Origin of the sequence: Phocoenobacter atlanticus subsp. cyclopteri (genome assembly GCF_018343795.1) — a bacterium.
Lineage (GTDB): Bacteria > Pseudomonadota > Gammaproteobacteria > Enterobacterales > Pasteurellaceae > Phocoenobacter > Phocoenobacter atlanticus.
Genome location: NZ_CP074346.1, coordinates 342,144 through 355,467, shown reverse-complemented (window position 1 = coordinate 355,467; position 13,324 = coordinate 342,144). Strand labels below are relative to the sequence as shown.

Genomic DNA, 13,324 nt, shown 5'->3' with positions numbered 1-13,324 from the left:
AATTGATAAGCTAAATAACATTTTAATTACCTTATTGTTGTAAATAAAGCAAACAGTTCATTTACTTTTACTCTTGATTTCGGATTTTGTCCAATAAAACGTTGTACAGGAAAACTAAATAATTTAGCATTCTGGTAAATTTCTCGTGTAAATTCAGTATCGTGATTAGAAATCAAAACAGAAATATTTTTGCTTGCAAGTTGTTTTGCATATTCAGCTAATTGTTTTTGTTGTTCAAGGTTAAAGCCGCCACTAGAATAACTAGTAAAATTAGAATCTTGTACTAAAGGTGCATAAGGTGGATCACAATAAACCACATAATCATCTGGGTGTTGATCTAAATATTCAAATGTCTGTTTAAAGTCTGCACAAATAAATTCAGCTTTTTGGGCTTTTTGAGAAAAGAAGTGTAACTCTTTCTCTGGAAAATAATGACTTTTATAATCGCCAAAAGGAACATTGTATTTATGTTTATTATTATAACGGCATAATCCATTAAAACCAAAACGGTTTAAGTATAAAAAAAGAACAGAGCGACGAAATGGATCTGTGGAAAGATTAAATTCATTACGACACTCATAATAAAAAGTTTTAGAATTTGCATTTTTATCTAAGAAAGTGACCGCTAGTTCCGATATATAATGTTCAACATCATTTTTTACTATATTAAAAAGATTGATTAAATCTGGATTGATATCTGCGAGTATATAATGATCATAATCCGTATTAAGAAAAACCGAACCAGCACCAACAAAAGGCTCTACTAAACATTTTCCTTGAGGTAAATGTTTACAAATTTCAGGTACGAGGCGATATTTCCCGCCCGCCCATTTTAAAAAAGGACGCTGTTTTTTAACATTCATTGATATTATTCTTAAAAAAAGAAACCTCAGAACAACGTGCAATAGACTCAACTACCAATTCTTCACTCACATCTGCATTAATATAGGCTTGACCTAATGTTTTTAATAAAACTAAACGTAATTTTTTAGTTAGCATTTTTTTATCACGCCACATATAAGAGAGATAATCTTGAGGTTGCATCCCTTCTGGCGAAACCGTTGGTAAAACGGCACGTATTAATAACTTTTCAAGACGAGCAATTTCCTGTTGTGTCATATATCCTAATAGATTTGATAAGACCGAAGCCTCTAACATACCAACAGCAATGGCTTCACCGTGTAGCCAGTTTCCATAACCTAAATGGCTTTCAACTGCGTGTCCGTAAGTATGTCCAAAATTAAGTAAAGCACGCTTGCCTTGTTCTTTTTCATCTTCTGCCACAATGTCTGCTTTTAATTGGCAACACCGCTGAATACAAAATTCCAGTGCAGGTTGGTTTAAAGTAAGAAGATCATCAATATGATTTTCTAGCCACTTAAAAAAATTAACATCTAAAATAGCACCATATTTAATAACTTCCGCCAATCCTGAACAAAATTCTCTTTTGGGTAGCGTGTGCAATGTGTTGGTATCAATAATTACTGCGATTGGTTGATGAAATGCACCAATCATATTCTTTCCTAAAGAATGATTAACGCCTGTTTTCCCTCCCACAGAGGAATCAACCTGAGCCAATAATGTTGTGGGAATTTGAAGAAAGCGGATACCTCGCTGATAAGAGGCGGCTGCATAGCCCGCCATATCACCGACAACGCCACCACCTAATGCAATAATCACAGAATTACGATGATGGTTTTTCTCCAATAGTGCAGAAAAAATTAAATTTAACGATTCAAGCGTTTTAAATTGTTCACCATCTGGCAGTAGAACGCTATCAATTTGGCTACAACCTAATTGTTCAAGTGCCTTTGTAACTGTTGAAAGGTAATGCTGAGCAATGGTTGGATTTGAAACAATCATTACTTTATCACCAGCTTTTAACGGTGCATAACTTTCAGGTAACGCTAATAAACCTGCCCCAATAGAAATTGGATAGTTAGGCGTACTACGCTGTTTATTGAGCTCTACCATTACCTTTAACATATTTTATCCTTTCTAATCTGCTTAAATTACAAATTATCCATTAAATCAATAATTTGAGAGGCCATTAATCTCGCACTTTGTTGATCTGTTTGTAGCGTGATATCTGCAATTTCTTCGTATAATGGATTACGTTGTTTCGCTAATTCCTCTAATACTGCTCTTGGATCTTCATTTTGTAATAATGGACGTTTTTTATCACGCTGTGTACGTTCGAACTGCTTATCTACTGTTGTTTCAAGGTAGATCACAATTCCACGAGCAGACAACATATTGCGATTATCTTTAGAAACAATAGTACCCCCACCTGTAGAAAGCACCACGCCTTGTTGTTGTGTAAGTTCATTGATGATCTTTTCTTCTCTTTTTCGAAAGCCTGCTTCACCTTCAAGATCAAATATCCAGTCAATATCAGCACCTGCACGCTGTTCAATTTCTGTATCAGAATCGACAAAATCCATTCCTAATAATTGTGCGAGTTGGCGACCAATAGTGCTTTTCCCAGCCCCCATAGGACCAATTAAAAATATATTACGTTTTTCAGCCATTTTTTGCCTATATGATTATCAAATTAATATAAAACTTGATTTGTAAATTTTTGCAAAAAACTAACCGCTTGCTATGGGAATGCAAGCGGTCTGTTCTTATTCTATTTTTGCAAAGTTAACGGAGTGGTTTTTAAAAATCACTTAAAAAATACTTTGTACCTACAAATCACCCAAATAAATATGATGCTAATTATCTCAAGAAATGCCCCCTCATTTCAACAGTTAATTGCGAAAGAAAGATAAAGATTGCTTAATATTCCCTTTTTTGATCAATTTACGTTAGAATATTAGGGATTTTTAGATTATTTAGGAAATTGAGAATGCAATTTTGGGGTAAATTTTTAGGTTTTATTATTGGCTATAAATTAGGAGGCGGTTTTTTCAGTGGGATTTTAGGTTGTATTGCAGCCCATTTCTTAATGAAAAAATTGTATGAAAATCAAAAAATTACATCGAGTTTTTTTAAAGATAAATTAACTCGCCAGTCACTCTTTATGCACACAACATTTGCAGTATTAGGGCATATTGCAAAATCAAAAGGGCGAGTCACTCAAGATGATATTCAGCTTGCTCAACAGTTAATGCAACGTTTACAACTTGATGAAACTAACAAAAAACTAGCAAAACAAGCCTTTAGTCGAGGAAAAGAAAGTGATTTTCCTCTTCGCCAAATATTACAAGAATTTCGAGATGGTTGCGGAAAGCGTCGTGATTTATTACGCTTTTTTATCGAAGTACAAATGCAGGCGGCCCTACAAGATGGTAAATTAGATAAGCAAGAAGAAACCATTTTATACACTATTGCTGAAATATTAGGCTTATCAGCCTTTCAGTTTCAACAAATGCTTGCTATGGTTGCGGCTTCTCAACGGTTTAGATCGGGCAATTTTGAAGGGTTTTACGAAGAACATTATCAACAATCAAGTGGATACAATGGTCGCTACCAACAAACAAATCAGCCTAGTATAGAAGATGCTTATCTTGTCTTAGGTGTCTCTAAAGATGATGATCAAACAACAATTAAGCGTGCTTATCGTAAATTAATGAATGAACATCACCCTGATAAATTAGTCGCAAAAGGATTACCTCCTGAAATGATGGAAGTAGCAAAAGAAAAAGCACAACAAATTCAAGCAGCTTACGATCTTATTTGTAAATCAAAAGGATGGAAATAATGAAAGCACAATCACCTCAATCTTACGGCCTTCCTATTTTTCTTTTTATGATCATCACCGCCATCGCAATTTGGTCAGGATTATCTCCAATAGATAGAACAGTTTGGTATGCAGAAACTGCGCCTATTTTTGTGGTATTTGGATTACTGATTTTAACTTATCCTTTCTTTAAATTTAGTGGATTGGCTTATCTTTTAATGTCTTTTTGGTTAATTTTACATCTAATTGGAGCAAAATATACTTTTGCCAATGTCCCGTTTGATTGGGCAAATCAATACCTTGAACCTTTTTTAGGGGAAGGTCGTAATCATTTTGACCGAGTCGCACATTATATTATTGGTTTTTATAGTTTTCCTGTGGCTGAATTTGTTTTACGCAGAGGTAAATGCACCTTAGGTGTTGCACTTTGTTTAGGATTATTCTTTATTATGTCTCTCGCCGCCACTTACGAGATAATCGAATGGCAATATGCCGTGATTGAAGGGGGTAATGCTGGTACTGAATTTTTAGGCTCTCAAGGTGATATTTGGGATGCTCAAAAAGATATGTTGGCAGATACTTTAGGGGCAATTACCGCATTGATTATTTATCTTATCGCACGTCCAGATTTAAAATTCAAAAAGAATTTCTTCTAAACAAGCGGTAACATAATGTGAAAAATTTACAACTCATTCTTGCACCAATGCAAGGGGTATTAGATCCTCTTGTACGTCAATTACTGACATCCATTAATGAATATGATCTTTGTGTTTCAGAATTTGTACGAATTGTAGATAGTTGCTTACCTGCAAAAACCTTTTATCGCCTTTGTCCTGAGTTGCGAAATAATGGATTTACCCAATCGGGTACTCCTGTTCGAGTACAACTGTTAGGGCAACACCCACAATGGTTAGCAGAAAATGCTCAAAACGCTATAGCATTAGGTTCTCAAGGAATAGATCTTAATTGTGGTTGTCCCTCAAAAACGGTTAATGGCAGTATGGGTGGCGCTTCATTATTAAAAGATCCAGAACTTATTTATCAAGCCACTAAGTCGATAAAAGAAGCTGTGGGTAAAGAAAATATCGTCTCCGTAAAAGTACGCTTAGGATGGAACTCTTGTGAACAAGCCTTTGAAATTGCAGATGCAGTGCAACAAGGTGGAGCAAACGAAATTACTGTTCACGGACGTACCAAACAAGACGGTTATAAAGCAGAAAAAATTAATTGGTTAGCTATTAAATATATCCAACAACGACTTAATATTCCTGTTATTGCCAATGGTGAGATCTGGGATCACCAATCTGCAAAAAAATGCTATGAAGTCACCGCTTGTAAGCATTTAATGATTGGTCGAGGAGGATTAAACACACCAAATTTAAGCAAAGTAATAAAATACAATGATGAAAAATTAAATTGGCAAAAAGTATTAGAATTACTCTACTGCTATCTCAATATGGAAAATCCATTTGATTCTGGTTTTTATCACATTGCACGAATTAAACAGTGGCTTAGATTTTTATTAAAAGAATACAAAGAGGCTCAGATTTTATTTGAACAAATCAAAATAGAACAAACCCCTCAAGGCATCAAAAACCATATTGAGAAAGCACTATATTATAAAGCTTAGCAATCAAAATTATAAAGCTTAGCAATCAAATCATAATTCAGTATAAATAAGCGGTAAGATAATTATCAATATTTACAAATTTCTAAAAATATCAAAAAACCTTAATCGTCAAATAGTTTATTATGATAGGATATTGCCTAATAAAGATTAAACTAATAACACACTTTTAAATATTATGGCAATTATTTTAGGTATCGATCCCGGCTCTCGTGTCACAGGTTATGGTGTTATTCGCCAAACTGGACGACAGCTTGAATATTTAGGCAGCGGTGCAATTCGCACTAAGGTGGAAGACCTCCCTACTCGTTTAAAACGAATTTATGCAGGTATAAGTGAAATTATCATTCAGTTTCAACCTGAAATGTTTGCCATTGAACAAATTTTTATGTCTAAAAATGCCGATTCCGCCCTTAAATTAGGACAAGCTCGTGGTACGGCTATTGTTGCTGCTGTTAATCACGATTTACCTGTTTTTGAATATGCGGCGCGTTTAGTAAAACAAACGGTGGTTGGAAGTGGTTCTGCGGATAAAGTTCAAGTACAAGATATGGTCACTCGCATTCTAAAACTTTCTGCGACACCACAAGCCGATGCTGCTGATGCCCTTGCGATTGCCATTACTCACGCTCATTCTATTCAACACTCCTTAACGGTCGCAAAGCAAACCAAACAAAAAGTAGGAACGGAAAAAGAAGAAATTTTAGCCTTAATGAAAACTCGCTATTCACGTGGTCGCTTTCGGTTAAAAGGTTAGAAAAATAGAATGCGATTTTTTGATACTCACGCTCATTTAGATTTATTAGCTTCAAAAACACAACACCCACTGGCAGATCTTATTCAAAATGCACAAAAGGTAGGAGTTGAAAAAATCCTGATTCCCAGTATTTTTGCAAAAAGTTTTAAAGATGTGACCGCTTGTTGTGAGCAGTTTCCACAACAATTAGTTTATGGATTAGGTCTGCATCCTTATTTTATCGAACAACATCAAAATACTGATTTAGAGATATTAGAACAACAATTAAATCAACAGAATCTCCAGTGTGTTGCTATTGCTGAAATTGGTTTAGATAAACGCTTACCGCCTGAGCTATGGCAAAAACAGTGTGATTTTTTAATTGCCCAACTTGAACTGGCAAAACAATTTCATTTACCTGTTAGCTTACACAGTGTCAAAACACACAGCGAACTTTACCATTTTTTAAAGCAAGCACAATTGCCTAAACAAGGGGTTATTCACGCTTTTAATGGTAGCTATCAACAAGCTAAGCATTTTGTAGATTTAGGTTATAAAATTGGGGTGGGCGGTTCGATTACTTATCCAAGAGCAAATAAAACTCGCCAAGCTATTGCAAAACTTCCCTTAGATTTTTTAGTATTAGAAACTGATAGTCCTGATATGCCCATTTATGGTTTACAAGGTGAAACTAATCGCCCTGAAAATATCGCTATTATTTTTAATACCTTGTGTGAATTAAGAAATGAAAAAGCAGAGGAAATTGCAGAAATTATCTGGAATACCAGTTGTGGTATTTTTTCTCATTCTAAATAATATCTATCTATTGTAGGGGCGAATTAGCAAACGTAGTTTGCGTATATCCGCCCATTATTACGTGCTAGCTTTTCCTTATCACTAACTTTGTAAAAAATTATCCCCTGTACATTGCGGGAGCATATTCCATTCGCTACGCTCATTCAATGCCCCCTACAATACTTATCTCACAATAATTCTAATAGTTTAGTGTACAGGTTTAATCATCTAACATCACTTTATAAGTCGGATCTTCCATCACATTAACATCAATCACACTTTCCGCATTTTTAATTAATGCTCGACAATCTGAACTTAAATGACGTAAATGTACTTTTTTACCTAGTTTTTTATAACGTTCTGTTAATTTATTCAAAGCTTCAATTGCTGACATATCAGCTACTCGGCTATTTTTAAAATCAATCACCACTTCTTTAGGATCGCCCGTAACATTAAATTTTTCAATAAAAGTGGTGGTTGAAGCAAAGAATAATGGACCTGTGACTTCATAATAACGAATCGCTTTGTCGTCCACATATTTAAGTACTCGAATATGTTTTGCATTATCCCAAGCAAACACTAATGCAGCAATAATAACACCCACCACAACGGCTAAAGCAAGATTATGCAACATAATAGTCACCAATGTCACCAATACCATTACTAAAATATCGGATTTAGGGAATTTAGTGAATACTCGCAAACTTGCCCATTCAAAGGTACCAATTGAAACCATAATCATTAACCCTGTTAATGCCGCCATTGGAACTTGTTCAATCAAACTACTTCCAAACATAACAAACATTAAGAGCATTATTGATGCCACAATACCTGAAATCCTCGCTCTTGCTCCGTTTGAAATATTGATCAGGCTTTGTCCAATCATTGCACAGCCCCCCATTCCTGAGAATAAGCCTGATAAAATATTTGCAGTACCTTGTGCAATTGCTTCTTTATTACTTTTACCGTGACTCTCTGTGATTTCATCAACGATATTTAAAGTTAATAAACTTTCAATCAATCCAACGCCTGCAACAATCGCCGCATAAGGGAAAATAACCGTTAAGGTTTCCCACTCAAAAGGCACATTCGGAAGATGGAAGGGTGGAAATCCACCTTTAATTGATGCAATATCACCAACGGTTTTGGTATCTAAATTAAATAAAGCAACCAGACCAAATACCACAAGAATAGAAGCTAAGGAAGCAGGTATAGCTTTAGTAAATTTTGGTAATAACCAAATAATTGCCATTGTTAATAGTACTAAGCCTAAAAAGACATATAACGGCGTACCTGTCAGCCAGTTACCTGCATCATCTTGAAATTGGGTAAGCTGTGCCATAAAAATCACCACTGCTAAACCATTTACAAAACCAAAAATAACAGGGTGAGGAACAAGGCGAATTAACTTACCTAGTCGAAATGTACCTGCTAACACTTGTAAAATTCCTGCTAAAATAACGGTGGCAAAGATATATTCCACACCGTGAGTTTTAACTAATGCCACTAATACGACCGCAACCGCTCCTGTCGCCCCTGAAATCATACCAGGGCGACCACCTAAAATTGAGGTAACTAATCCCATCATAAAAGCAGCATAAAGCCCTGTTAATGGCGACAATCCTGCAATTAAAGCAAAAGCAACGGCTTCTGGCACTAATGCTAACGCAACGGTTATCCCTGATAATACTTCTGTTTTATAATCAATCTGACCATTTTGATTGAATAAATTTATCACTTTTTTCATTTAACTCTCATTTATTTAATGTATATTCTATTTATCGCAAAGGGGCGAAACTATACGCCATTTTACACGACATTTCAATAAAGTGGATAAAGTATGTACAAAATTATCAGGGCAAGATCATACTTTAATTGAATATAACTTTAATTTATGATCAAATACTCCTTTATATAAAAGGAGACATAAAATGGCATTTATTGAGCACTTTAATCAATTAGAAGATAGTCGTTCACATATTAACAAAAAACATGATTTACTCGATATTATATTTTTAACAGTAACTGCAATTTTATCTGGAGCAGAGGGCTGGAAAGGGATTAAATTATTTGGTGATGAAAAACTTCAATGGTTACGTCAATTTAGAGCATTTGAAAATGGTATTCCAGTCGATGATACGATTGCTAGGATTGTAAGTTCCCTAGACCCACAAGAGTTAACTCATTGTTTTATGCGTTGGGTTAATGAAATACGAGAAGCCAATGGACAAAGTGTCATTGCATTTGATGGAAAAACACTTCGTCATTCCTTTGATGGTGATAGAAAGACTGCATTACACAGTGTTTCAGCCTATGCGACAGATCAGAAACTAGTGCTAAGTCAAAGTAAATATAAAGGTAAAAAGAATGAAGTTGAAACGGTTTTAGAGTTGATTGAAATCCTAGAAATAAAAGGAAATATTGTTACTGCTGATGCAATGCATTGCTTAAAAAAAGTGACAAAAGCAATTGATAAAAAAGGCGGTGATTATGTCCTTCAAGTAAAAGATAATCAAAAAAAACTACTGCAAGAAATAGAAAGTTTTTATCATAAAACTCGTCGAGATACACCCTTTTTAATTGAACAAAATAAATTTGAACAGATTGATGGTGAACATGGGCGATTAGAAGAAAGAACCTATACACAATTAGCTGTAACTGACTGGTTAGAACAAACAAATGGTTGGTCAAATTTAAATTCAATTATAGAAGTTGTTAGAAAACGAACAATCAAAGAAAAAAAGAGTGAAGAAGTCTCTTATTATATAAGTTCTTTGCCTGTTGCACCTGAGATAGTAGCAAAAGCAATAAGAAGTCATTGGAGTATTGAAAACAGTTCACACTGGGTACTTGATGTGATTTTTAAAGAAGATGAATCAAGAATTCGTCGAGAAAATGCCCCTGAAAATATGGCGATATTTAGGCGTTTTGCGATGAATTTAGCTCGTTTAAATCCAATCAAAGATAGTATGAAGAGTAAACTACAACGAGCTGGATGGTCAGATAAAATAAGAGAGCAACTTATATTTGGTTAATTATTGTTCAAGTATGATTTTGCCCTGACAAAATTATTTATTCTAAATGATCTATTTTTCTTTGTTTGCTACACTCAATGTCATAGCTTTAGGGTTAAAGTCTTTCATCAATGAGAAACCAAAGACCTTTTTACCTAAATCTTTTAAACTTGCTCCAATATGATAAACCTCTTCATCATCAATAATTAAAAATCTATCGTGAAATTGTTTATTTATTTTTACTGTTATTTTTTTATATTGTTGATTATATTTTTCTAAATCTAATGCTAATGTTTTGGTGATACGTTGAGTATAGATAACCACTTCAACATTTTGATTTTTATGAAAAAAAGTGAGGGTTTTATCATCAATATAATTATCAATTAAAACAATGTTATTTTTTGCAGAGCGAATTAAATCTGAAACAAAATTATAAGCATCAAATATTTGTCCATTAAAGAAAATACCCTGTTTTTGAATATCTTTTTTATTCTCTAAAGCTTGAAAAATTTTATCTATATTGGTATCAGTGACTAATTGATGTCGTTCTAATGTTTCCAACCGTTGAAAAATGGACGCATTTTGCAAAAGAAATTTTCTCATTTCTACAAATGCTCGCATTATTTTTATATTCACTTCAATGGCAATTTTATTTGTTAAGACCCCTGATAGACTTGCTACTCCTTGTTCTGTAAAAACATAGGGAAGACTTCCTCCTAAATGTTTTTTTGATGGTATCGCATTTTGCGATACCATATATTCAACCTCTTCATTAGTCAGTTGAAACATAAAATCATCAGGAAATCGCTCAATATTTCTCTTAACTTGCTCCCTTAATCGTATGTTTTTCACTCCATATAAAATTGCCAAATCTTTATCTAACATTACTTGTCTATTTCTTATGGTGTAAATTTTTGTCTTAATATCTAAATGAGTTAAACTTTGCAATTCCATATTTTTCAATCCAAATAAGCGATATGATTTTGCTATTTTCTTACAAATACTAAAATATGCTGGAATTAAATGTTAATTTTGCGATAAGGATCGAAAAAGCAGAAATATTGATCAAGTATTATTTTCTACAGAACTAAGTAAAATCATATCATTTTACTCCATACCAAGCGGTCACTTGTAAATAAAAATTTGCAAAAAATTAACAAAATCGTACCGCTACCCCTTGATATTTATTCTCATTACCCTAATCTATGGAGTACTTTCGACAACATAAGGAACAAGAATGTCAAATCCACTTTTACAGAATACTGAATTGCCTCAGTTTTCAAAAATTAAAGCAGAACATATCAAACCAGCAATTGAGCAGTTAATCAAAGATTGTCGTGAAACCGTTGAGCGAGTGGCTCAAATTGAAAATCCGACTTGGGATAGTTTTTATATGCCATTGTCAGAAACAGGGGATAAATTAAGCCGTGCGTGGTCGCCTGTTGGACACTTGAATTCGGTTAAAAATAGCCCAGAATGGCGTGAAGCTTATGAATCTTGCTTGCCGTTATTATCGGAATACAGCACTTGGGCAGGGCAACATCAAGGGTTATATCAAGGTTATTTAAAATTAAAACAAGGTGCTGAATTTGCCAATTATTCTATCGCACAACAAAAAGCGATCAACGATAGCTTGCGTGATTTTGAATTATCCGGGATTGCATTATCCCCTGAAAAACAAAAACGTTATGGCGAAATTTCAGCTCGTTTATCAGAGCTTGGCTCGCAATTTAGCAACAATGTGCTTGATGCGACAATGGATTGGGATATTATCATTGAAGATGAAAGCGAGCTAAAAGGCTTGCCAGAATCGGCGTTAGAGGCAGCGAAAGCATCAGCACAAAGCAAAGAGAAATCAGGCTATCGCTTTACCCTTGAATTTCCAAGCTATTTGCCAGTAATGACCTATTGTGAAAACAGTAAATTACGCAAAACAATGTATGAAGCCTTTGCAACTCGTGCGTCGGATCAAGGTGTGAATGCAGGCAAATGGGATAATTCAGCAAATATTGATGAAAAATTAAAATTACGTTTAGAACTTGCACAATTATTAGGTTTTAATAATTATGCGGAGTTGTCACTGGCAACAAAAATGGCAGAAAGCCCAAAACAAGTGACGGATTTCTTAGAAGATTTAGCGACTCGTTCAAAAGCACAGGGCGAGAAAGAGCTACAAGAACTTTATCAATTTGTTGAAAAAGAGTTTGGTATCACGGAATTAAATGTGTGGGATATTGCGTTTTACAGCGAGAAACAAAAACAAGCCCTTTACTCAATCAACGATGAAGAATTACGCCCTTATTTCCCTGAACAGCGAGTGATTTCAGGTTTATTTGAACTGATGAAACGCCTGTTTAATTTACGCATTGAAAAACAACAAGGCGTTGATGTGTGGCACGATGACGTGCAATTTTACAAAATCTTTGATAAAAATGACCGCTTGTGTGGTTCGTTCTATTTAGATTTATACGCACGTGAAAACAAACGTGGCGGAGCGTGGATGGACGATTGTGTGAATCAACGCCGTTTAGCCAATGGCGAACTACAAAAACCAGTGGCGTATTTAACTTGTAACTTCAACAAACCAATAGGCGATAAACCAGCCTTATTTACTCACGATGAAGTAACGACTTTATTCCACGAATTCGGACACGGCATTCATCATATGCTGACTCAAATTGATGTGGGCGATGTGGCGGGTATTAACGGTGTACCTTGGGATGCGGTGGAATTACCAAGCCAATTCTTAGAAAACTGGTGTTGGGAAGAAGAAGCTCTTGCCTTTATTTCAGGGCATTACGAAACAGGCGCTCCATTACCAAAAGAAAAATTAACCCAATTATTAAAAGCGAAAAATTTCCAAGCGGCGATGTTTGTGCTTCGTCAATTAGAGTTTGGGTTATTTGATTTCCGCTTACATTTAAGCGAGCCGAGAGAAAATATCGTGTTAGACACGCTGCATAAAGTAAAAGAAGAAGTGTCTGTGATAAAAGCTCCAAAATGGAATCGCTTCCCACACAGTTTCAGCCATATTTTTGCAGGCGGTTATGCGGCGGGCTATTACAGCTATTTATGGGCAGAAGTACTTTCTGCTGACGCATTCTCTCGCTTTGAAGAAGAGGGTATTTTCAATCAAGAGACGGGGCAATCTTTCTTAGACAATATTTTAAGTCGTGGGGGAAGTGAAGAGCCAATGGTACTGTTTGAGCGTTTCAGAGGACGTAAACCAACCTTAGATGCGTTATTGCGTCATAAAGGAATAGCATAACAACAGAGTAAGCCTAGAAGTTAAGTATAACTTCTAGGTTTTTATTGCAATATTAACCCCTGATTATCTAAAATAGCGGTATGATTATATAGATAATTTACAAATTGTGTAATTTACAAACAAAATATGGGCTCACTCTAAACAATTATCTTATTTTTTGTTTTTTCTACTTGCGAAAAAGAGAATGTGTTTCTATAAT

12 protein-coding genes are annotated in these 13,324 nt (G+C 34.8%); 7 read left to right on the top strand and 5 right to left on the bottom strand.

What is annotated here, in order from left to right; translation table 11 throughout:
- Nucleotides 1–26: 26 nt before the first annotated feature.
- Genes KGI96_RS01700 through aroK form a run of 3 tightly spaced genes read right to left on the bottom strand, consistent with a single transcriptional unit; the run spans nt 27 to nt 2,531 of the window.
- Nucleotides 27–863 carry a Dam family site-specific DNA-(adenine-N6)-methyltransferase gene (locus KGI96_RS01700; RefSeq protein WP_211599290.1) on the bottom strand — a complete coding sequence of 279 codons (837 nt, stop codon included), beginning with the start codon at nt 861–863 and terminating at the stop codon, nt 27–29.
- Nucleotides 853–1,986, bottom strand: a complete 1,134-nt coding sequence (gene aroB / locus KGI96_RS01695) for a 3-dehydroquinate synthase (RefSeq protein ID WP_211599291.1) — start codon at nt 1,984–1,986, stop codon at nt 853–855. Before aroB ends, KGI96_RS01700 begins: the two co-directional genes overlap by 11 nt.
- 26 nt (nt 1,987–2,012) lie before the next feature.
- A complete protein-coding gene (gene aroK / locus KGI96_RS01690; RefSeq protein WP_211599292.1) occupies nt 2,013–2,531 on the bottom strand; it encodes a shikimate kinase AroK in 519 nt (172 codons plus the stop codon).
- A gap of 320 nt (nt 2,532–2,851) precedes the next feature.
- On the opposite strand from aroK, the gene djlA reads away from it, so the two are divergent.
- The 5 genes from djlA (at nt 2,852) to KGI96_RS01665 (ending at nt 6,864) form a co-directional block, all read left to right on the top strand.
- Nucleotides 2,852–3,706, top strand: a complete 855-nt coding sequence (djlA, locus tag KGI96_RS01685) for a co-chaperone DjlA (RefSeq protein ID WP_211599293.1) — start codon at nt 2,852–2,854, stop codon at nt 3,704–3,706.
- Nucleotides 3,706–4,341, top strand: coding sequence for a DUF2238 domain-containing protein (locus KGI96_RS01680; RefSeq protein ID WP_211599294.1), 636 nt, complete (start codon nt 3,706–3,708; stop codon nt 4,339–4,341). Before djlA ends, KGI96_RS01680 begins: the two co-directional genes overlap by 1 nt.
- Before the next feature lie 17 nt (nt 4,342–4,358).
- Nucleotides 4,359–5,315, top strand: a complete 957-nt coding sequence (gene dusC, locus KGI96_RS01675) for a tRNA dihydrouridine(16) synthase DusC (RefSeq protein WP_211599295.1) — start codon at nt 4,359–4,361, stop codon at nt 5,313–5,315.
- A 175-nt stretch (nt 5,316–5,490) separates the two neighbouring features.
- Entirely contained in the window at nt 5,491–6,069 is a 579-nt protein-coding gene (gene ruvC, locus KGI96_RS01670) for a crossover junction endodeoxyribonuclease RuvC (protein ID WP_090921484.1), read from the top strand.
- Nucleotides 6,070–6,078: 9 nt separating this feature from the next.
- The gene (locus KGI96_RS01665; RefSeq protein WP_211599296.1) at nt 6,079–6,864 is read left to right on the top strand and encodes a TatD family hydrolase; all 786 of its coding nucleotides are present in this window, start codon (nt 6,079–6,081) and stop codon (nt 6,862–6,864) included.
- 199 nt (nt 6,865–7,063) lie between these two features.
- Here KGI96_RS01665 and KGI96_RS01660 read toward each other — a convergent pair whose 3' ends face one another.
- The gene (locus KGI96_RS01660; protein WP_211599297.1) at nt 7,064–8,590 is read right to left on the bottom strand and encodes a SulP family inorganic anion transporter; all 1,527 of its coding nucleotides are present in this window, start codon (nt 8,588–8,590) and stop codon (nt 7,064–7,066) included.
- Nucleotides 8,591–8,774: 184 nt separating this feature from the next.
- On the opposite strand from KGI96_RS01660, the gene KGI96_RS01655 reads away from it, so the two are divergent.
- The gene (locus KGI96_RS01655) at nt 8,775–9,878 is read left to right on the top strand and encodes an ISAs1 family transposase (protein ID WP_213156523.1); all 1,104 of its coding nucleotides are present in this window, start codon (nt 8,775–8,777) and stop codon (nt 9,876–9,878) included.
- A 51-nt stretch (nt 9,879–9,929) separates the two neighbouring features.
- Here KGI96_RS01655 and KGI96_RS01650 read toward each other — a convergent pair whose 3' ends face one another.
- Nucleotides 9,930–10,811, bottom strand: coding sequence for an ORF6N domain-containing protein (locus KGI96_RS01650; protein ID WP_211599417.1), 882 nt, complete (start codon nt 10,809–10,811; stop codon nt 9,930–9,932).
- A gap of 283 nt (nt 10,812–11,094) precedes the next feature.
- Between KGI96_RS01650 and prlC the strand changes: the two genes are divergently transcribed.
- Complete coding sequence (prlC, locus tag KGI96_RS01645) at nt 11,095–13,125, top strand: oligopeptidase A (protein ID WP_211599418.1); 2,031 nt, start codon at nt 11,095–11,097, stop codon at nt 13,123–13,125.
- The last annotated feature ends 199 nt before the right edge of the window (nt 13,126–13,324 follow it).